The organism is uncultured Methylobacterium sp., from assembly GCF_964244095.1.
In the GTDB taxonomy this organism is placed as follows: domain Bacteria; phylum Pseudomonadota; class Alphaproteobacteria; order Rhizobiales; family Beijerinckiaceae; genus Methylobacterium.
Map to the genome: position 1 here is coordinate 1 of NZ_CAXTHR010000024.1, position 20,324 is coordinate 20,324.

Below are 20,324 nucleotides of genomic sequence, written 5' to 3' on the forward strand. Positions count from 1 at the left end.
GCCTCCTTGGAGATGATGCCGCCTTCCTGGTTCTGCGTCTGCTTCTGGTGCTTCTTGACTAGGTTGATCCCGCGCACGAGTGCCTTGTCGTCCTTCGGCATCACCTGGACAACCTCGCCGGAGCGACCCGTGTCACGGCCGGTGAGGACGACGACCGTGTCGCCCTTCTTGATCTTGGCGGCCATCACAGCACCTCCGGTGCGAGCGAGATGATCTTCATGTGGTTGCGCGCACGAAGCTCGCGCGGCACCGGCCCGAAAATGCGGGTCCCGATCGGCTCCTTCTGGTTGTTGATCAGCACGGCCGCATTCTTGTCGAAGCGGATCACCGAACCGTCGGGACGCTTCAACTCCTTGGCGGTGCGCACGACGACCGCCTTCATCACGTCGCCCTTCTTGACGCGACCGCGCGGGATCGCCTCCTTGATGGACACGACGATGATGTCGCCCACGCCCGCATACTTGCGCTTCGACCCGCCCAGAACCTTGATGCACATCACGCGGCGCGCACCCGAGTTGTCGGCGACGTCCAGATTCGTCTGCATCTGGATCACAGGCGTGACCTTTCCTGGTTTCAGGCGGGTTTCCGCACACGGGCGGTATTGCCCGGCGGACGACGCCTGAGGGAGACCTGACGTCCCCGGCTCATATGACGGACCGCGCTAGCGGCGCTTTTCCAGCGCCGGCGCGGTCACTGCAGTCGAAGGAGGATCGATGAGATCCCCGCTGATCTGTCGCGAAGGCCGGTCGATTACACCGGGCGTGGGATTCGCGCAAGGTACGACACAGTCGATCGTCGGGTTCACCGGCGATTATCAGGCACCGCACGCTTCCCTCCCCCCCTGCGGGGGAGGGTGGCCCTCGCGTGAGCGAGGGTCGGGAGAGGGGAGTGCCGCATCCGGCACCGTCGCTCCCCTCTCCTGACTTGGCTCGCGGGCCACCCTCTCCCGCAGAGGGGGGAGGGAAGACGCGACCGCTCTCAGGCGGCCGCGGACGCCTCGGCCGGGACGGCGTCGCCCTCGACGAGCTTCCACGTTTTGGTCTTCGAGTACGGCCGGCACTCCTCGATGAACACCGTCGCCCCGACTTTGGCGACGTTCGCCTCGTCATGCGCGTGGTAGTTCTTGGAGCGGCGGACGGTCTTCTTCATCACCGGGTGGGTGAAGCGACGCTCCACCTTCACCACGATGGTCTTGGCGCCTTTGTCGCTGACGACGACGCCCTGCAGGATGCGCTTCGGCATGGTGATATGCTCCTCAAGCCTGCGCCGGGCTAAGCGTCTTCTGACGCTGCAGCGTGCGGACGCGGGCGATGTCGCGCCGGACCTCGCGGACGCGGGCGACGTTCTCGAGCTGGCCCGTGGCCCCCTGGAAGCGCAGGTTGAACTGCTCCTTCTTCAGGTTGAGCAGCTCGTCGCCCAACTGGTCCGGCGACAGGGCGGCGAGATCCGACTGTCTCTGTGACGACTTCATGATCTGCCTCCCTTAGTCGGCGATGCGTTGCACGACGCGCGTGCGGATGGGCAGCTTGGCCGCCCCGAGGCGGAGCGCCTCCTTGGCGATGTCCTCGGCGACGCCATCGACCTCGAACATGATACGGCCGGGATGCACCCGGGCGGCCCAGTATTCCGGAGCGCCCTTGCCGGAGCCCATGCGGACTTCGGTGGGCTTGCTCGTGACCGGCACGTCGGGGAAGATCCGAATCCAGACCCGGCCCTGACGCTTCATCTCGCGGGTGATCGCGCGGCGGGCCGCCTCGATCTGGCGGGCCGTGACGCGCTCCGGCTCCACCGCCTTGAGGCCGAACTGACCGAAATTCAGGTCGAAGCCGCCCTTGGCCGCACCGGAGATGCGGCCCTTGAACTGCTTACGAAACCGGGTCTTCTTGGGTTGCAACATGGCAGCCTCTCAACACCTTCCTCGGCTCGGGGTTCGCAATCGCGCTCAGGCGTGATCGCGGCGACCGCGGCCGCCCTCGCCGTCGCGCTCGCGACGACCGCCTGAACGGCCGCCCTCTTCCTGCGCCTTCTTGTCCTGCGCCATCGGGTCGTGCTCGAGGATCTCGCCCTTGAACACCCAGACCTTGATGCCGCACGTCCCGTAGGTCGTGAACGCGGTGGCCGTGCCGTAATCGACGTCGGCGCGCAGGGTATGCAGGGGCACCCGGCCCTCGCGGTACCATTCCTGACGCGCGATCTCGGCGCCGCCGAGCCGGCCGGAGCAGTTGATGCGGATGCCCTCGGCGCCGAGCCGCATCGCCGACTGCACGGCGCGCTTCATCGCGCGGCGGAACGCGACGCGGCGCTCCAACTGCTGCGCGATCGAGTCGGCCACCAGCACGGCGTCGATCTCGGGCTTGCGCACCTCGACGATGTTAATGGTCACGTCAGCCTTGGTCATCGTGTTGACCAGCTTGCGCAGCTTCTCGATGTCGGCGCCCTTCTTGCCGATCACCACGCCCGGACGGCCCGAGTGGATAGTGACGCGGCACTTCCGGTGCGGACGCTCGATGACGATCTTCGAGACCGCGGCCTGCTTGAGCTGCTTCATCAGGGCGGCGCGGATCGCGACGTCCTCGTGCATCAGCTTGACGTACTCACCCTTGCCGGCGAACCAGCGCGAGTCCCAGGTCCGGTTGATGCCGAGCCGGAGACCGATCGGGTTGACTTTCTGACCCATCAGATCCTCCTCACGCCGCTTCGACGGCTCGGACTTCGCGCACCACGATGGTGAGGTTCGCGAAGGGTTTCAGGATGCGCGCGCCGCGGCCGCGGGCGCGGGCGTGGAAGCGCTTGAGCACCAGCGCCTTGCCCACGAAGGCCTGGGTGACGATGAGGTCGTCGACGTCCAGGTCGTGGTTGTTCTCGGCGTTGGCGATGGCGCTCTCGAGGCACTTCTTGACCTCGGTCGAGATGCGCTTGCGCGAGAATTCGAGGTCGGCCAACGCCGACTCGACCTTCTTGCCGCGGATCATCTGCGCGACGAGGTTGAGCTTCTGCGGCGAGACGCGGAGCATCCGCGCGACCGCCTTGGCCTCGTTCTCGGGCAACGCCCGGGGGGTGGCAGCCTTGCCCATGTCAGCGCCTCTTCGCCTTCTTATCGGCCGCGTGGCCGTGGAAGGTGCGGGTCGGCGAGAACTCGCCGAACTTGTGGCCGACCATTTCCTCGGAGACGTAGACCGGGATGTGCTTCTGCCCATTGTGCACACCGAAGGTGAGCCCGATGAACTGCGGCAGGATGGTGGAGCGGCGGCTCCAGATCTTGATGACCTCGTTCCGGCTCGACCCGCGAGCCGCCTCGGCCTTCTTGAAGAGGTAGCCGTCCACGAACGGCCCCTTCCACAGTGAGCGTGCCATGATGGTTACTTCTTGCGGTTGTGACGGCTGGACAGGATGAAGACGTCGGTCCGCTTGTTGGAGCGGGTCTTCTTCCCCTTGGTCGGCACGCCCCAGGGCGTCACCGGGTTGCGGCCGCCGGAGGTCCGGCCCTCGCCTCCGCCATGCGGGTGGTCGACCGGGTTCATGGCGACGCCGCGCACGTGCGGGCGCTTGCCGAGCCAGCGGTTGCGCCCGGCCTTGCCGAGCGAGATGTTCATGTGGTCCGGGTTCGAGACCGCGCCCACCGTGGCGTAGCACTGGCCGTGGACGAGGCGCTGCTCGCCCGAGTTCAGGCGCAAGGTCACGTAGCCCTGGTCGCGCCCGACGATCTGCGCGTAGTTGCCGGCCGAGCGCGCCACCGCGCCGCCCTTGCCGATCTTCAACTCGATGTTGTGAACGATCGTGCCCACCGGCATGCCGCCGATCGGTCCGGCATTGCCCGGCTTGATGTCCACACCCTCGCCCGAGACCACCTTGTCGCCGGGCTGGAGGCGCTGCGGCGCGATGATATAGCTCTGCTTGCCGTCCGGGTAGTTGATCAGCGCGATGAACGCCGTGCGGTTGGGATCGTACTCGATCCGCTCGACGGTCGCCGGGACACCCGGCTGCACCCGGCGCTTGAAGTCGACGAGGCGGAGCGAGCGCTTATGGCCGCCGCCGCGGAAGCGGACGGTGATCCGCCCCAGGTTGTTGCGCCCGCCCGAGGACGACTTGCCCTCGGTCAGCACCTTCACCGGCTTGCCCTTGTAGAGCTCACGGCGGTCCACGAGCACGAGCTGGCGCAGGCTCGGCGTGACCGGTTTGAATGTCTTCAAGGCCATCGGCTTGGTCCCTAGCGTTTCGTCTTCAAAGGCCGGTGGTGACGTCGATCGCGTCACCCTCGGCCAGCGTCACGATCGCTTTCTTCACGTCCGAACGCTGTCCGCGCATGCCGCGGAAGATCTTCTTCTTGCCCTTGGTCACGAGGGTATTGACCGCCGTGACCTTCACGTCGAACAGCTTCTCGACCGCTTCCTTGATCTGCGGCTTCGTCGCCTTCGGCGCGACCCGGAACACGACCTTGTTCTGCTCGGTGAGGTTCGTCGCCTTCTCGGTGATGACCGGGGCGACGATGATGTCGTAATGGCGCGGATCGGCACTCATTTGAAACGCTCCCCCAGCGCGTCGATCGCGGCACGCGTTAGCACCAGCGTGTCGCGGCGCAGGATGTCGTAGACGTTGATGCCCTGCACCGGCAGCACGTCGATCATCGGGATGTTGCGCGCGGCGCGGCCGAAATTCTCGTCGACCTCCGCCCCGCCGATGATCAGTGCGTTCGACAGGCCCATCTTGCCGAAGCGCTCGACGAGACCCTTGGTCTTGTGATCCTCGATCCTGATGTCGTCGACGACGATGATCGTCGCGGCCTTCGCCTTGGCCGACAGGGCGTGGCGCAGGGCCAACGCCCGGACCTTCTTGGGAAGGTCGTGGCTGTGGTCGCGCACCACCGGGCCGAAGGCCCGGCCGCCACCGCGGAACTGCGGCGCGGACGCCGCGCCGTGGCGGGCGTTGCCGGTACCTTTCTGCTTATACAGCTTCTTGCGCGTCCGGTTCACGTCCGAACGGTTCTTGACCGCATGCGTTCCGGCGCGCCGCTTGGCGAGCTGCCAGCGCACCATGCGCTGGAGCAGGTCGGCGCGGGGCTCGAGGCCGAAGATCGCCTCGTCGAGCTCAACCGATCCGGCGCCGGCGCCGTCGAGGGTGGTGATATCGAGCTTCATCACACGGGCTCCCCGGTCACGGTGTCGACGGTCGAGGCCTGGCCGACCTGGGCCTCCTGCACTGACGAAACACCTTGGTCAGCGCCGTCGTGTGCGCCGTTGGAATGCTCACGGAACTTGCCGGGCTGCGGGACGTCGGCGGGAAGCTTGCGCTTCACCGCGTCGCGGATCTGAATCCAGCCGCCGGCGACGCCCGGAACCGCACCTTCCACGAGGATCAGACCCCGCTCTGGATCGGTACGCACGACGCGCAGGTTCTGTGTGGTCACGCGATCGACGCCCATGTGACCGGGCATCTTCTTGTTCTTGAAGGTCTTGCCCGGGTCCTGACGCCCGCCGGTCGAACCGATCGAGCGGTGGGAGATCGACACGCCGTGGGTCGCGCGCAGGCCGCCGAAGTTCCAGCGCTTGATGCCGCCGGCAAAGCCCTTGCCCGTGGTCGTGCCCGTCACGTCGACGAACTGACCGGCGATGAAATGGTCGGCCGTGATCTCGGCGCCCACCGGGATCAATGCGTCCTCGGAGACCCGGAACTCGGCGATCTTCTGCTTCGGCTCGACCCTGGCGACCGCGAAGCGGCCGCGCTCTGCCGCCGAGACGTTCTTCACCTTGGCCTTGCCGACGCCGAGCTGGACGGCGACGTAACCATTCTTCTCGACGGTGCGGTGGGCGACCACCTGGCATTGTTCGATCCTGAGCACGGTGCAGGGAACGTGTTCCCCCGCTTCCGTGAAGATCCGGGTCATGCCGACCTTCTGTGCAATGACGCCTGAGCGCATAAGGTGTCTCCCTCGCGCGATGAAACGGTAAGCCCTAAGCCCGCAGGCTCAGAGCTTGATCTCCACGTCCACGCCAGCGGCGAGGTCGAGCTTCATCAGCGCGTCCACGGTCTGGGGGGTCGGATCGACGATATCGAGGACGCGCTTGTGGGTGCGCATCTCGAACTGCTCGCGCGACTTCTTGTCGATGTGCGGCGAGCGGTTGACCGTGAACTTCTCGATATGGGTCGGCAGCGGGATCGGACCACGGATCGTCGCGCCCGTGCGTTTGGCCGTTGAGACGATCTCGCGGGTCGAGGCATCGAGGATGCGGTGATCGAACGCCTTGAGGCGTATGCGGATGTTCTGACCGTTCATGACCTAAACCTCGACGGGAACGTAATGGGCGGGCGCGAGGGCCCGCCCCTCAATCGTCCCCTGACGGATGCTGTGTCCGGGCGTTATTCGTTGATGGCTGCGACGACGCCGGCACCGACGGTACGGCCGCCTTCGCGGATGGCGAAGCGCAGCTTCTCCTCCATGGCGACGGGGACGATCAGGGTGACGTCCATGGTGACGTTGTCGCCCGGCATCACCATCTCGGTGCCCTCGGGCAGCACGCACACGCCGGTGACGTCCGTGGTGCGGAAGTAGAATTGCGGCCGGTAGTTGGTGAAGAACGGCGTGTGCCGCCCGCCCTCCTCCTTGGTCAGGATGTAGGCCTCGGCCTTGAACTTGGTGTGGGGCTTGACCGAGCCCGGCTTGCACACGACCTGGCCGCGCTCCACGTCCTCGCGCTTGGTCCCGCGCAGCAGCACGCCGACGTTGTCGCCGGCCTGGCCCTGGTCGAGCAGCTTGCGGAACATCTCCACGCCGGTCACCGTCGTGGTCTGCGTCGCGCGGATGCCGACGATCTCCACCGTCTCGCCGACCTTGACGATCCCGCGCTCGACGCGCCCCGTCACCACCGTGCCGCGGCCGGAGATCGAGAACACGTCCTCGATCGGCATCAGGAACGGCATGTCGATCGGCCGCTCGGGCTGCGGGATGTACTCGTCCACCGTCTTCATCAGCGCGACCACCGCGTCGTGGCCGACCGCCTTGTCGCCGTTGTCCAGCGCCACCTTGGCCGAGCCCTTGGTGATCGGGATGTCGTCGCCGGGGAAGTCGTACTTCGACAGGAGCTCGCGCACCTCCATCTCGACGAGCTCCAGGAGCTCGGCGTCGTCGACGAGATCGACCTTGTTGAGGAACACCACCAGCGCCGGCACGCCGACCTGGCGGGCGAGCAGGATGTGCTCGCGGGTCTGCGGCATCGGCCCGTCGGCCGCCGACACCACCAGGATGGCGCCGTCCATCTGCGCGGCCCCCGTGATCATGTTCTTCACGTAGTCGGCGTGCCCCGGGCAGTCGACGTGGGCGTAGTGCCGGTTGGCGGTCTCGTACTCGACATGCGCCGTCGAGATCGTGATCCCGCGCGCCTTCTCCTCCGGCGCCTTGTCGATCTGGTCGTAGGCCGTGAACGTCGCCCCACCCGACTCAGCCAGCACCTTCGTGATCGCCGCCGTCAACGACGTCTTGCCGTGGTCCACGTGACCGATCGTGCCGATGTTGCAGTGCGGCTTCGTGCGCGCAAACTTCTCTTTGGCCATCGTTCCCGTTCCTGTAGCGGGGTCCGCGCACGGGCGCGCCCGATCCGTAGGTATCGTCCGGCTCGTCAAGAAGGCGGGCGAAAGGCGCGGACCGCTTAGAGGCTCGCCGTGCTTTGATCAAGGGCCGGATCTTGCAACACTGTACATCGCGAAAGTGTCAAGGGCCGTCGGCCCGGTTGTCCGACCGCGCAGGTCCGGCCGGTGCGCCGGCGCCGCCGTATTTGGGCGTCACTGTGGCATGGCGGGCATAGCCGGCTCGAACCTGTTGCGCTTTAAGTGGCGCCAGAGCAACCGGGCCGGCCTTCAGGTAACCCTTCATCATGACGAAGAAACTTCTCCTCGCATCGACCGTCCTGGCCGGCATGACCGCGGCGGCCTCGGCCGCCGATCTGTCACGCCGCGCGCCCCCGCCGGTCTTCACGCCGGTGCCCGTCTTCACCTGGACCGGGTTCTACGCTGGCCTCGAGTCGGTCTACACCTTCAGCGACCGTCAGCGCATCACGACGCTGGGCAACACCGCGGCCACCGTCGACAACGTGAATGTCGGCCGCCGCCCGCCGGTGACCTCGATCGAGTCGGACGGCTTCGGCAACGTCGGCGGCGGCGCCGGCTACAACTATCAGTTCACCCCGGGCTCCGGCTTCGTCGTCGGCGTCGCCGCGAACGTCGACTGGACCGACATCCAGAAGCGGCGCGGCGTCTTCGGTGTCGGCAACCTCGTGGCGCCGGGCATCCCCAACCCGAGCAACTTCCGCCAGAGCCTCGAATACCTCGGCACCGCGACGGGCAAGCTCGGTTACGCCTTCGACCGGTTCCTGGTCTACGGGACCGGCGGTTTCGCCTTCGGCGAGGTCCAGTACGACGCCAAGTTCTACACGCCGGCTTTCGCGCTCCAGTTCGCCGGCCGCTACCAGGGTCTCGACACCGGTTACGTCTACGGCGGCGGCGTCGAGTACGCGATCCCGACCGACAGCTTCCTGAACGCGTTCGCCTTCGCGAAGTATCTCGGCCTGAAGTACGATGCCGTGACGATCAAGGCCGAGTACCTCCATTACGACCTCGGCAGCCGCAACGTGCTCGTCGGTCCGGTCATCCCGTCGGCCAACTCCTACACCTCGCGCTTCCGCACCGAGGGCAGCATCGTCAAGGTCGGATTCAACTACAAGTTCGGCGGCTACTGAGTTCGTCGTCGGCGGTACGCCCCGCCGGCCCGCAGACGGTTCCGGAACCCCGGGCGCGCAGGCGTCCGGGGTTTCGTCGTTCCGGCGAAGCGTCCACGATCGGCTGTTTCCGCCGAGCCCGCTCGGCGGCGCGATCATCTCGATTGCGCACAACTCAGTTTCGTGGAACAAGGCGGCCCCGGCGGCACGTCCTCGATTCGGTGCCGCCCGCATTCGGACAGGAGACCGACGATGAAGGCCCTCTACACCGCCCATGCCCACGCCACCGGCGGCCGTGAAGGCTCGGCGGCGACCGACGACAGCCGCCTCGGCGTCGGCCTCTCGACCCCGAAGGAACTCGGCGGCAACGGCGGCGGTGGCACCAACCCGGAGCAGTTGTTCGCCGCCGGCTACGCCGCCTGCTTCCTCGGCGCGATCAAGTTCGTCGCGGCCCAGGACAAGGTTAAGGTGCCGGACGACGCCCGCGTCGAGGCGGAGGTCGGCATTGGCCAGCGCGACGACGGCACCGGCTTCGGCCTCGTCGTGAGCCTCAAGGCCAGCCTGCCGGGGATCGAGCCGGCCAAGGCCGCCGACCTCGTCCGCCGCGCCGACGTGGTCTGCCCGTACTCGCACGCCACCCGCGGCAACATCCACGTGGACGTCGTCGCCGTCTGAGCGGTTGTCCGCATGGAAAAAGACCCGCGGCGGATATCCTCCGTCGCGGGTCTTGTCATGCGTGCCGCCATCGGCGGAGGGAAACCCCGAAGGACTGCGGCTCAGGCGCCGTCCATCCCCTCCAGCTCGGCGATCATCCCCTCGATCATCCCGAGGCCGATCTGCCAGAAGCCCGGATCGCGCGCGTCGAGGCCGAAGGGCGCGAGCAGCTCGCCGTAGGGCTTCGAGCCGCCCGCCGAGAGCAGGGCGAAGTAACGCTCCACGAAGCCGTCCTCCGCCTTGGCGTAGACGCCGTAGAGCGAGTTCACGAGGCAGTCGCCGAACGCGTAGGCGTAGACGTAGAACGGCGAGTGGATGAAGTGCGGGATGTAGGCCCAGAACGGCTCGTAGCCCGCATCGAGCGTGATCGCCGGCCCAAGCGATTCGGCCTGCACCGACATCCACAGCGCGTTGATCGCGTCCGCGGTGAGCTCGCCCTCGGCGCGGGCGAGGTGGACCTTGCGCTCGAAGGTGTAGAACGCGATCTGGCGCACCACCGTGTTGATCATGTCCTCGACCTTGGCCGCCAGCATGGCGCGGCGCTGGGTCGGGTTCGTGGTCGCGGCGAGCAGCCGGCGGAAGGTCAGCATCTCGCCGAAGACGCTGGCGGTCTCGGCCAGCGTCAGCGGCGTCGGCGCCATCAGCGCGCCGTTGTGGCCGGCCAGCACCTGATGCACCCCGTGGCCGAGTTCGTGCGCCAGCGTCATCACGTCCCGCGGCTTGCCCTGGTAGTTGACCAGGACGTAGGGGTGGACGGAGGGCACGGTCGGGTGCGCGAAGGCGCCGGGCGCCTTGCCCGGCCGCGTCGGCGCGTCGATCCAGCGCCCGTCGAAGAACCGCTTGGCGATGCCGGCCATGCGCGGCGAGAACGCGCCGTAGGCGTCGAGCACCGTGTCGCGGGCCTCGCTCCAGGGGATCGTGCGCTGCTCGACCCTGGGCAGGGGCGCGTTGCGGTCCCAGTACGGCAGCGCGTCGACGCCGAACCACTTCGCCTTCAGCCGGTAATAGCGGTGCGACAGCCGCGGATAGGCCGCGCGCACGGCCTCGACGAGTGCTGCCACCACCTCCGGCTCGACGCGGTTCGAGAGGTGGCGGGCGTCGGCCACGTCCTTGAAGCCGCGCCAGCGGTCGGAGATCTCCTTGTCCTTGGCCAGCGTGTTGGTGATCAGCGCAAACACCCGCAGGTTCTCGCGGAACACCTCGCTCAGCGCGCCCGCGGCCTCCCGGCGCACCGCGCCGTCCGGGTCCTGGAGCTTGTTCAGCGTCGGCTCCAGCGGCAGCCGCTCGCCCTGGACGGGGAAGCGCAAGCTCGCGATCGTCTCGTTGAACAGCCGGTCCCAGGCCGCGTTCGCGGTGACGGACTTTTCCAGAAACAGCTTCTCGACCCGGTCCTCGAGTTGGAACGGCTTCTCCCGGCGCAGGTCCTCGATCCACGGCGCGTAGCGCGCCAGCGGGCCGGAGGCCATCGCTGCGTCCATCACGCCGTCCTCGATCCGGTTGAGTTCGAGGGCGAAGAACAGCAGGTGGCCCGAGGCGTCGGTCAGGCGCTCGCGGGTGTCGCCGTAGAACTTGGCGCGCGCCTCGTCGGTGGTGTCGCCGGAATAGACCAGCCCGGCATAGGACATCAGCTTGCCGAGCAGCTCCTCGATCGCCTCGTAGGCGGCGACCGCGGCGGCGAGCTGTTCCGCGGCGTCCGGACGGCTCGCGAGCTGCGCGATGGTCCCCGTGTAAGTCTTGGAAAACGAGCGGCAATCGGCCTCCGCGCGCGCGAGATCCGCGCGGAAGTCGGCGGCGTCGAGGCCGGAATAGAGGTCGGCGAGGTTCCATTCGGGCAGCACCCCGAGATCGACCGCGTGGGCGGCGGCGCGGGCGGCCTGCGCGCCGTCGGCGTTCCGGAGCGGCGCGGGCGCGAGGGCTCGGATCGGCATGGGGGTCGGTTCCTTCCGGTGGCCGGCGGGTTGTCCGCTGCCGGGGCGCACGGGCCCCGTTCCGCCTCCATATCGAGCGCGGGCGGCGGCGTTCAATCGGCTTCCCCGCGGCCTCTTCGACGGAGACGCGGGCGGGCGCAGATCACCGGTCGTCGTTAAGCGCGGCTTTACGGTCTTAAGCCACCCTCCGGCTCGAAACGAAACACCCGCCGGCCGCGTCCGGCGCCCAAGCCGCGCGGCTCGGGCGCCGTCGCGCACCCGCGGCGATCCGAGGAAACCCCGCATGGCGACAACGGTTCTGATCGTCGACGACGATCCCGTCCAGCGTCGCCTGGCCGAGGCGACGGTGCGCCGCTTCGGCTTCGAGGCGAAGCTCGCGGAGAACGGCGCCGACGGCCTGACTCTGCTGCGGACCGAGCCGGGCATCGACGTGGTGCTGCTCGACCTCGTGATGCCCGGCGGCCTCGACGGCCTCGGCGTGCTCGCCGAGATGCGCAAGTCCGGCCTCGACACCCCCGTCATCGTCCAGACCGCCAACGGCTCGATCGACGCCGTCGTCACCGCGATGCGCGCGGGCGCCGTCGACTTCGTGGTCAAGCCCGCGGGCGCCGAGCGGCTCCAGGTCTCGATCCGGAACGCGCTGCGCGTCGATCAACTAGAGGAGGAGGTGCGGCGCATGCGCCGCCGCGCCTCCGGCTCGCTGAGCTTCAAGGACCTGACCTCGAAATCGCCGGACATGGAGCGGGTGATCCGCCTGGCCGAGCGCGCGGCCAAGTCCAACATCCCGGTGCTGATCGAGGGCGAGTCCGGCGTCGGCAAGGAGGTGCTGGCTCGCGCGATCCAGGGCTCGGGCGAGCGCCGCGGCAAGAGCTTCGTCACCGTCAATTGCGGGGCGATCCCCGACAACCTCGTGGAATCGACCCTGTTCGGGCACGAGAAGGGCGCGTTCACCGGCGCCACCGAGCGCCATGCCGGCAAGTTCGTCGAGGCGTCCGGCGGCACGCTGTTCCTCGACGAGATCGGCGAACTGCCGCTCGATGCACAGGTGAAGCTGCTGCGCGCGCTGCAGGAGGGCGAGGTCGATCCGGTCGGGGGAAAGCGCAGCGTGCGCGTCGACATCCGGCTGGTCTCGGCCACCAACCGCGCGCTGCTGGATCTGGTCAAGCAGGGCCGCTTCCGCGAGGACCTCTATTACCGCCTCAACGTCTTCCCGATGACCCTGCCCCCCTTGCGCGCCCGGCGCGAGGACATCCCCGACCTCGTGCGCTCGTTCTGCGCCCGCTTCGCGGCCGAGGAAGGCAAGCGCGTCCGCGCGGTCACGCCCGAGGCGATGGCGCTGCTGACTCGCTACGGCTGGCCCGGCAACGTGCGGCAACTGGAGAACGCGCTGTTCCGCGCGGTGGTGCTCGCCGACGGCGACGAGCTGACGGTGGCCGAGTTCCCGCAGATCGCCGCGCAGGTCGAGGGCTTCGACGTGCGCATCCCGGCCGCCCCCGTGCAGCCGATGCTGCCGGCCCACGCGCCGGAGCCGGTGCGCGAGATCGTCCGCGTCGAGGTGCGCGATCCCCACGCGCTGTCGCTCGTCGTCGAGGACACCGGCGAGATGAAGCCGATGGACGCGCTGGAGGCCGAGATCATCCGCTTCGCGCTGCACTTCTACCGCGGGCGCATGTCCGAGGTGTCGCGCCGCCTGCGGATCGGCCGCTCCACCCTCTACCGCAAGCTCAAGGACCTCGGCCTCGACGGTGACGACAAGGCCGAGGAGGCCGCAGCCTGATCCGCCGGGCACGGGACGCGGCGCGATCGGTGCCCGAGAGCGCAGGTCGATCAGGCACTTGGACGCTGCGGGCCGGGCCGTGCGATTGCGCACGGCCGCGCCCGCGGCGATACTGATACGGTTCCGCGCGGCCCGCGGGCCGGCCCTCGAGGAGGTTCGCACGATGAGCGTCTCGCGCTCGGTCCAAGCCGCCCTGGCCGCCCTGTTGGCCGGCCCGGTCGCCTATGGCGCGCCCGCTCCCGCCGCCTTCGCCCGCGGCGGCCTGGACGCCGCGCCGCCGGCCGCCGTCGCCGCCGTAGCGCCGCGGATGACGCCCGCGCCCGCATCCGACCCCGCCCTGCCCCCGCCGGCCACCGGCCTGGAGGCGGTGACGCCGTCCGAGCCGCAGGCCGACATGCCCCCCGCCCGATCCGATCGCCCGGCCGCCGCCGTCGCGCCGGCCGATCCGCAGGCGGCGGCCGTGTTCAACCGCCTCGCCGCGCCCGCGCCGCTGCTCGCACGGCTGACGGCGAAGGAGCGCGAGGCGATCCAGGCCTTCTACGCGCTGGGCGCGTTCAAGCCGGTCTGGATCGTCGGCGGCGCCTACACGGCGGCGGCGAAGGCGGTGGCCGCGCGGCTCGTGGCGGCAGCCGAGGACGGGCTCGACGCCCGCGCCTATCCGGTCCCGGCGCTCGCGAGCCCGCCCAGGCCCGACGATCATGCGGCCGTCGCCGAGGCCGACCTCAAGCTCTCGGCCGCCGCCGTCCTCTACGCCCGCGACGCGCGGGGCGGGCGGATCAACCTCGCCGCGATCTCGCGGCTGATCACGCCGGTTCTCGACCTGCCGGCCGCCGACACGGTGCTGTCGGGCCTGGCCGGCGCCGGCGGCGCGGCCGGCGACCGGCTCCAGGCCTACAACCCGCGTTCGCCCGGCTACCTCGCCCTCAAGGGCCGGCTCTCGACGGCGCCGGCAGGCGCGCCGAAGGAGGCGGCCGATGCCGGGACCGCCTTGCGCCTGCCCCCCGGCCCCGCCCTGCGGCTCGGCATGCGCGATTCCCGCGTGCCGCTGCTGCGCGCCCGCTTCGGCCTGGAGAACCGCAGCCCCGGCACCCTCGACGCCGCCCCAGGCGAGCCCGAGGATTACGATGCGGGCGTGGCCGCCGCGGTGGCCGGGTTCCAGCGCGCTCGCGGCCTGCCCGGCAACGGCGTGCTCAACGTGCAGACGGTGATGGCGCTGGCCGGCGCCGGCGCCGAGGCGCGGCCGCGCGCGGCCGGCGACGACGCGGCGCTGATCGTCAACATGGAACGCTGGCGCTGGCTCGGCAGCGATCTCGGGCCCGATTACGTGCTGGTCAACGTCCCCGAGTTCCGCCTGCGCGTGTTCCGCGACGGGCGCCAGCGCGACGAGGCCCGCGTCATCGTCGGCAAGCCGGATTCGCGAACCCCCCTGTTCTCGGGGCTGATGGAATACGCCGTCGTCAACCCGTCCTGGTACGTGCCGCCCTCGATCCTGAAGACGATGCTGCCCAAGATCGCGAGCTACGGCGGCGGCACCTGGGGCGGCTACGAGGTGGTGCGCAGCGGCGGCCACGTCTCGCTGCGCCAGCCGCCGGGCGAGCGCAACGCGCTCGGCTTCATCAAGTTCATGTTCCCCAACAACCACGCGGTCTACCTGCACGACACCCCCAACCGCGCGCTGTTCTCCCGCGCGGAGCGGGCGCTGAGCCACGGCTGCGTGCGCGTCGACGACCCGTTCCGCTTCGCCGATTCGGTGATGCCCGCCGCGTGGTCGAGCGAGCGGCTGCGGAAGCTCGTCGGCAAGGGCGAGCGCACCATCCGGCTGGAGCGCAAGCTGCCGGTGCATCTCGCCTACTTCACGGCCACCGTCGACGAGGCCGGCCTCTACCGGACGCTGCCCGACCTCTACGGCTACGACGCGCCGATGCGCGCGGCGCTCGGCCTGCCCGGCGGCGGCGGGGCCGTGGCGCGGCTCGCGCCGACCCTGCGGCCGTCGGAGCCGGTGCGCCGGGCGGCCGTCCTCGTGGACGCGCCGCCGCGGCCCAAGCCGCGGCACGCTGCCGTGCCGCGCCGGGCCGTGCGCGCCAGCGCGGAGGCGCCGCCGCCCGAGTTCGGCGAGCCGGGCCTGTGGACGCCGCCGCCGGCGCCGGCCTCGCGCAGCTGGTGGTGATCCGGGCGCGGACGCCGCCCCCGCGCCGCGGCCCGCGTGCGCCACCGCTCTTGCCGGCACGATTTCGCCACGGTTCGACCGTAGCCGTAGGCGAACCGAGGGTGTCCCGCTCGAGGCCCGATAACCGGGCGTTCACGGTCTTCGGCAACCTTGCGTTCACCATGTGCCGCGCCCGCGCGGGTTCTGCCGTCCAGGGGTGAGATCATCGTGCCGACGCCGCGCCCGACCGCCCCTCGGCCCTCGCGCGCCCGGCGCCTCCTCCTCGGCCTCGCCGGCATCGGGCTGGCACTGGCGGCCGGCACCTCCGCCACGCAGGACGCGGTCGCCAACGGCGACACCCGCGCGCTGACGATCTTCCACACCCACACCAAGGAAAGCGCCACCATCACGTTCAAGCGCGACGGGCGCTACGACCGCGCGGGGCTCGACCAGCTCAACTGGCTGCTGCGCGACTGGCGCATCGACGAGCCGACGAAGATGGACCCGCGCCTGTTCGACACCGTGTGGGAGGCCTACCGCCAGGTCGGTGCGAGCGAGCCGATCCACGTCGTCTCCGCCTACCGCTCGCCCGGCACCAACGCGATGCTGCGCCGCCGCTCCCGGGCGGTGGCCGAGTTCAGCCAGCACATGCTCGGCAAGGCGATGGACTTCTACCTGCCCGACGCCGCAGTCGACCAGATCCGCGCGGTCGGGGTGCAGATGCAGCGCGGCGGCGTCGGCTGGTATCCGCATGCCGGCTCGCCCTTCGTGCATCTCGACGTCGGCTCCGTCCGCACCTGGCCGCGGATGAGCCACGACCAGCTCGTCCGCCTGTTCCCCGACGGCAAGACCGTCCACCTGCCCACCGACAACCGGCCGCTTCCCCGCTACGAGGAGGCGCGCGCCGAGATCCTCGCGCGCGGCGGCACGGTGCTCGGCATCACCACGCAGATGGCCGCGGCCGACGAGGACGAGGGTTCGGGCATCGGCGGCTTCTTCGCGCGGCTGTTCGGCGGCGGCAGCGAGGCGCCCGCCCCTGCTCCCACGGCACGGCCGAAGCCGAAGCCGGTCGTTGCCGTCGCGAGCGCGGACCCCGAGGACACGACCGGCACGCGGGCGGCGCTCGCCTACGCGGCGGCGCCGGCCGCGGACGGGGCGCTCCACGAGGCGATGCTGCGCCGCGACGGACGCGACGCCAGGAGCCTTCTCACCGTCGAGACGCAGGCGCCGGCCTTTCCCGCCAATCCGGCCGACGCCGCCGGGACCGCGCCGCTCGCGAGCGCGGCGCCGCTGCCGCCGCGCCGGCCGGCCGAATTCGCCTCCCTATCCGCCACGTCCCTCGCCGCCACGTCCCTCGCCGCTGCCGCCCTGTCGATGCCGCTGCCGCCGCCGCGGCCGGTCCAACTCGCGGGCCTCGGCGGTGTCGGCATGGCCAATCTCGCCACCGTCACCGAGCGCCCGGCGGCGCGCCGGGCGAACGCGCTGGTCCCGGCCGACGCCGACGCGAAGGCGCAGCTTCGGGCGCTGTTCGCCGCGGTCTCGACCGAGTCCGACGCCGCGCACCCGGCGAGCCGCATCGCGCCCGTCCGCGTGGTGCAAGCCCGCGCCCGCGCGGACGCCGCGCCCGGCGCGGTGCTCGGTCTCTCGCCCGAGGCGGTGACGACGCGCTTCAGCCGCCGGAGCCCCGGCGACGATCTCGCCGCCGTGAGGTTCGCCGGCTCGGCGACGCGGGCCGTGCCCGGCAGCCGCTGAGGCTGCACGCATCTGGTGTGAAAGCGGCGCTTCAGCGCGGCGGGCGACTCTGCGCGACGGCCAGGGCCGAGACGAGGCTCGCGGCGTAGCCCCCCTCCGCACCGGCGATGCGCCCGGCGTCCAGGCTGTTCTGGCTAGCCACGGCGAAGACGAACACTGCGAGCAGGGCGGTCGCGCCGACGAGCCGGACATAGGCGCGCGCGACGATCCGCGGGATCGGCACGGGGCAGGGATCTTCCCCGAGATAGAGCCGGGACGAGGACGGGTCGTTCATGGCCGGCGTTCCCGCGGATGACTGACGCCCAGGCGAACCGTCGGCCGCTCCCGCGCATCCGATCCGTCACCATCATCCAACGCAGGCCCACGGCGGCGGTTCGCCGCGCCGGTTCCCTTTTTCGTCGGGGGTCTCGCGTTCGGGCAACGGGCGATCCTGACTACGGACCGTGGGCATCGCGCGCACGCATCCTCGCCGCGGAGGGCCGCACCCCGCGTCCCCCGCTCCTCGCATCACCCTGCGGCATGGGCCCGACGGATCGCGAGGGGATGCCGCGTCGCCGCCCGGAAGCGGCCTCGTCCCGGCGTGCCTCAGCCCTCCTTGGCCGACACCTTACCAAGCGCCGCCTGGGCGGCGGCAAGCCGCGCGATCGGCACGCGGTAGGGCGAGCACGAGACGTAGTCGAGGCCGACCTCCTGGCAGAAGCCGATCGAGGCCGGGTCGCCGCCGTGCTCGCCGCAGATGCCGAGCTTGAGGTTCGGGCGCGTCCGGCGCCCGCGCTCGACGCCGATGCGGACCAGTTCGCCGACGCCCTCCTGGTCGATCGTCACGAACGGGTCGGCGGCGAGAATCCCTTTCTGGGTGTAGGGCCCGAGGAAGGTCGCCGCGTCGTCGCGCGAGATGCCGAGCGCCGTCTGCGTCAGGTCGTTGGTGCCGAAGGAGAAGAACTCCGCCGTCTCAGCGATCTCGTCGGCCTTGAGCGCGGCGCGCGGCAATTCGATCATCGTGCCGACCTGGTAGTCGACCGCCCTGCCCTTCTCCTCCGACACCGCCTTGGCGGTGGCGTCGATGCGCGCCTTCACGATGTCGAACTCGGCGCGCGAGAACACCAGCGGCACCATCACCTCCGGCGTCACCGGGGCGCCGGTCGCCTCGGCGGCCTGCACCGCCGCCTCGAAGATCGCGCGGGCCTGCATCTCGGCGATCTCGGGGAAGGCGATGGCCAGCCGGCAGCCGCGGAAACCCAGCATCGGGTTGAACTCGGACAACTCGCGCATCCGGTGGCGGATCCTGTCCTCCGGGATGCCGGTGGCGTCCATCACCTCCTGCACCTCCGCATCCGAGTGCGGCAGGAACTCGTGCAGCGGCGGGTCGAGCAGGCGGATCGTCACCGGCAGGCCCGACATGATCGTGAACAATTCCGCGAAGTCCTGGCGCTGGTAGGGCAGGATCTTGGCGAGCGCCGCGCGGCGGCCTTCGGTGTCGTCGGCCAGGATCATCTCGCGCACGGCGATGATGCGGTCGCCCTCGAAGAACATGTGCTCGGTGCGGCACAGGCCGATGCCCTCCGCGCCGAAGTCGCGGGCGGTGCGGGCGTCGGTGGGCGTGTCGGCGTTGGCGCGGACCTTCATGGTCCGGTGCCTGTCCGCCCAGCCCATCAGGGTGGCGAAGTCGCCCGACAGCTCGGGCGCCAGCATCCTGACCTCGCCCTGGAGCACCTGCCCCGTCGAGCCGTCGATGGTGATGCGATCACCCGCCTTGAGCGTCACGCCGCCCACGGTCATCGTCTGCGCCTTGTAGTCGATCCGGATCGAGCCGACGCCGGACACGCAGGGCTTTCCCATGCCGCGGGCGACCACGGCGGCGTGCGAGGTCATGCCGCCGCGCGTGGTCAGGATGCCCTCGGAGGCGTGCATCCCGTGGATGTCCTCCGGGCTCGTCTCGATGCGCACGAGGATGCACCTGCGCTCGGCCTTGCGCAGGGTCTCGGCGTCCTCGGAGTTGAACACGATCTCGCCGGTCGCCGCCCCCGGCGAGGCCGGCAGCCCTTGCGCGATCACCTTGCGCTCGGACTTGGGGTCGATGGTCGGGTGCAGGAGCTGGTCGAGCGCGCCGGGCTCGATCCGCGTGATCGCCTCCTCCTGCGTGATCAGGCCCTCGCCCGCCAGATCCACCGCAATGCGCAGCGCGGCTTTCGCCGTGCGCTTGCCGTTGCGGGTCTGGAGCATCCAGAGCTTTCCGCTCTCGATGGTGAACTCCATGTCCTGCATGTCGCGGTAATGGTGCTCTAGGATGCCGTAGATCCGCGTCAGCTCGGCGTAGGATTCGGGCATCGCCCGCTCCATCGACGGCTTGTCGGACTTCGCCTCGATCCGCGCCTTCTCGGTGATGTCCTGCGGCGTGCGGATGCCCGCGACCACGTCCTCCCCTTGCGCGTTGATCAGGAACTCGCCGTAGAGCGTGCGCTCGCCGGTGGACGGGTTGCGGGTGAAGGCGACGCCGGTGGCCGACGTGTCGCCCATGTTGCCGAACACCATCGCCTGCACGTTGACGGCCGTGCCCCAGCTCTCGGGGATGGCGTTCAGCTCGCGGTACTTCTTCGCCCGCGGGATCATCCACGAATCGAACACCGCGCCGATCGCGCCCCAGAGCTGGTCCTCGGCCCCTTGCGGGAAGTCCGCGCCGTGCTCGGCGCGCACGATCGTCTTGTAGGTCTCGATGAGGTGCTTCCAGTCGCCGGCGCCGAGCTCGGTGTCGAGGTCGAAGCCCTTGCCCGCCTTGTAATGCTCCAGCGCCTCCTCGAAGGCGTGGTGCTCCACGCCGAGCACGACGTTGGCGTACATCGTGATGAAGCGGCGGTAGGAATCGTAGGCGAAGCGCGGGTCGCCCGAGCTCTCGGCGAGCGCCGCCACGGTGGCGTCGTTGAGGCCGAGGTTGAGCACCGTGTCCATCATGCCGGGCATCGAGGCCCGCGCGCCCGAGCGCACCGAGACCAACAGGGGATTTTCTGGATCGCCGAAGGTCTTGCCGGTGATCGCGCCGACCTGGGTGAGGGCGGCGGCGACCTGGCCCTTCAGCTCGGACGGGTAGGTCTGACCGTTTGCGTAATAGGCGGTGCAGACCTCGGTGGTGATGGTGAAGCCGGGCGGCACCGGCAGACCGAGGTTGGACATCTCGGCGAGGTTGGCGCCCTTGCCGCCGAGCAGGTCGCGCATCTGCGACTTGCCCTCGGCCCGGCCGTCGCCGAAGCTGTAGACCCACTTCGCGGTGCCGCTCGTCATGTCGCTTCCGTCCGTCGTGAAGGGTG

The 20,324-nt window shown here is 69.9% G+C and carries 22 protein-coding genes; 5 read left to right on the top strand and 17 right to left on the bottom strand.

The window, feature by feature from the left end; all coding sequences use genetic code 11:
- From rplX to tuf, 14 genes are all read right to left on the bottom strand, one after another.
- A partial coding sequence (gene rplX, locus ACFE86_RS06010) for a 50S ribosomal protein L24 (RefSeq protein ID WP_375454416.1) occupies positions 1–185 on the bottom strand: 185 nt, incomplete at its 3' end.
- On the bottom strand, positions 185–553 hold the full coding sequence (gene rplN / locus ACFE86_RS06015; RefSeq protein WP_375454417.1) for a 50S ribosomal protein L14: 369 nt from the start codon (positions 551–553) through the stop codon (positions 185–187). The genes rplX and rplN, both read right to left, overlap by 1 nt.
- Before the next feature lie 425 nt (positions 554–978).
- Complete coding sequence (gene rpsQ / locus ACFE86_RS06020) at positions 979–1,242, bottom strand: 30S ribosomal protein S17 (RefSeq protein ID WP_375454418.1); 264 nt, start codon at positions 1,240–1,242, stop codon at positions 979–981.
- A gap of 13 nt (positions 1,243–1,255) precedes the next feature.
- A complete protein-coding gene (gene rpmC / locus ACFE86_RS06025; RefSeq protein WP_375454419.1) occupies positions 1,256–1,471 on the bottom strand; it encodes a 50S ribosomal protein L29 in 216 nt (71 codons plus the stop codon).
- A 12-nt stretch (positions 1,472–1,483) separates the two neighbouring features.
- Positions 1,484–1,897 (bottom strand): 50S ribosomal protein L16, encoded by a 414-nt coding sequence (gene rplP, locus ACFE86_RS06030; RefSeq protein ID WP_375454420.1) that lies wholly within the window; start codon positions 1,895–1,897, stop codon positions 1,484–1,486.
- 45 nt (positions 1,898–1,942) lie between these two features.
- Complete coding sequence (rpsC, locus tag ACFE86_RS06035) at positions 1,943–2,677, bottom strand: 30S ribosomal protein S3 (protein ID WP_375454421.1); 735 nt, start codon at positions 2,675–2,677, stop codon at positions 1,943–1,945.
- Between the two features lie 10 nt (positions 2,678–2,687).
- Entirely contained in the window at positions 2,688–3,074 is a 387-nt protein-coding gene (rplV, locus tag ACFE86_RS06040) for a 50S ribosomal protein L22 (protein WP_375454422.1), read from the bottom strand.
- A 1-nt stretch (position 3,075) separates the two neighbouring features.
- On the bottom strand, positions 3,076–3,354 hold the full coding sequence (rpsS, locus tag ACFE86_RS06045; protein WP_147725863.1) for a 30S ribosomal protein S19: 279 nt from the start codon (positions 3,352–3,354) through the stop codon (positions 3,076–3,078).
- A gap of 5 nt (positions 3,355–3,359) precedes the next feature.
- Positions 3,360–4,196: a 50S ribosomal protein L2 gene (gene rplB, locus ACFE86_RS06050; RefSeq protein WP_375454423.1), complete on the bottom strand. Its 837-nt coding sequence runs from the start codon at positions 4,194–4,196 to the stop codon at positions 3,360–3,362.
- A 25-nt stretch (positions 4,197–4,221) separates the two neighbouring features.
- Positions 4,222–4,518 (bottom strand): 50S ribosomal protein L23, encoded by a 297-nt coding sequence (locus ACFE86_RS06055; protein WP_375454424.1) that lies wholly within the window; start codon positions 4,516–4,518, stop codon positions 4,222–4,224.
- Positions 4,515–5,135, bottom strand: coding sequence for a 50S ribosomal protein L4 (rplD, locus tag ACFE86_RS06060; RefSeq protein ID WP_375454425.1), 621 nt, complete (start codon positions 5,133–5,135; stop codon positions 4,515–4,517). The genes ACFE86_RS06055 and rplD overlap by 4 nt, the downstream gene beginning before the upstream one ends.
- Complete coding sequence (rplC, locus tag ACFE86_RS06065) at positions 5,135–5,914, bottom strand: 50S ribosomal protein L3 (RefSeq protein WP_375454426.1); 780 nt, start codon at positions 5,912–5,914, stop codon at positions 5,135–5,137. Before rplC ends, rplD begins: the two co-directional genes overlap by 1 nt.
- 48 nt (positions 5,915–5,962) lie before the next feature.
- Entirely contained in the window at positions 5,963–6,271 is a 309-nt protein-coding gene (gene rpsJ / locus ACFE86_RS06070; RefSeq protein WP_018044230.1) for a 30S ribosomal protein S10, read from the bottom strand.
- Positions 6,272–6,354: 83 nt separating this feature from the next.
- Positions 6,355–7,545 (bottom strand): elongation factor Tu, encoded by a 1,191-nt coding sequence (gene tuf, locus ACFE86_RS06075; protein ID WP_375454427.1) that lies wholly within the window; start codon positions 7,543–7,545, stop codon positions 6,355–6,357.
- Between the two features lie 320 nt (positions 7,546–7,865).
- Between tuf and ACFE86_RS06080 the strand changes: the two genes are divergently transcribed.
- A complete protein-coding gene (locus ACFE86_RS06080; protein WP_375454428.1) occupies positions 7,866–8,726 on the top strand; it encodes an outer membrane protein in 861 nt (286 codons plus the stop codon).
- A gap of 231 nt (positions 8,727–8,957) precedes the next feature.
- Complete coding sequence (locus ACFE86_RS06085; RefSeq protein ID WP_375454429.1) at positions 8,958–9,380, top strand: organic hydroperoxide resistance protein; 423 nt, start codon at positions 8,958–8,960, stop codon at positions 9,378–9,380.
- Between the two features lie 101 nt (positions 9,381–9,481).
- Here ACFE86_RS06085 and ACFE86_RS06090 read toward each other — a convergent pair whose 3' ends face one another.
- Positions 9,482–11,347, bottom strand: a complete 1,866-nt coding sequence (locus ACFE86_RS06090) for a M3 family oligoendopeptidase (protein WP_375454430.1) — start codon at positions 11,345–11,347, stop codon at positions 9,482–9,484.
- 283 nt (positions 11,348–11,630) lie between these two features.
- Here ACFE86_RS06090 and ACFE86_RS06095 point away from each other — a divergent pair, with 283 nt between their 5' ends.
- The 3 genes from ACFE86_RS06095 to ACFE86_RS06105 all read left to right on the top strand — a co-directional run bounded on the left by ACFE86_RS06095 (position 11,631) and on the right by ACFE86_RS06105 (position 17,022).
- Positions 11,631–13,124, top strand: coding sequence for a sigma-54-dependent transcriptional regulator (locus ACFE86_RS06095; RefSeq protein WP_375454431.1), 1,494 nt, complete (start codon positions 11,631–11,633; stop codon positions 13,122–13,124).
- 163 nt (positions 13,125–13,287) lie between these two features.
- A complete protein-coding gene (locus tag ACFE86_RS06100; RefSeq protein ID WP_375454432.1) occupies positions 13,288–15,291 on the top strand; it encodes a murein L,D-transpeptidase in 2,004 nt (667 codons plus the stop codon).
- 207 nt (positions 15,292–15,498) lie between these two features.
- On the top strand, positions 15,499–17,022 hold the full coding sequence (locus ACFE86_RS06105; protein WP_375454433.1) for a DUF882 domain-containing protein: 1,524 nt from the start codon (positions 15,499–15,501) through the stop codon (positions 17,020–17,022).
- A 31-nt stretch (positions 17,023–17,053) separates the two neighbouring features.
- On the opposite strand, the gene ACFE86_RS06110 is transcribed toward ACFE86_RS06105, so the two are convergent.
- Both ACFE86_RS06110 and ppdK read right to left on the bottom strand, forming a co-directional pair.
- Positions 17,054–17,296, bottom strand: coding sequence for a hypothetical protein (locus ACFE86_RS06110; protein ID WP_375454434.1), 243 nt, complete (start codon positions 17,294–17,296; stop codon positions 17,054–17,056).
- A 311-nt stretch (positions 17,297–17,607) separates the two neighbouring features.
- Positions 17,608–20,298: a pyruvate, phosphate dikinase gene (gene ppdK, locus ACFE86_RS06115; protein WP_375454435.1), complete on the bottom strand. Its 2,691-nt coding sequence runs from the start codon at positions 20,296–20,298 to the stop codon at positions 17,608–17,610.
- Positions 20,299–20,324: the final 26 nt, after the last annotated feature.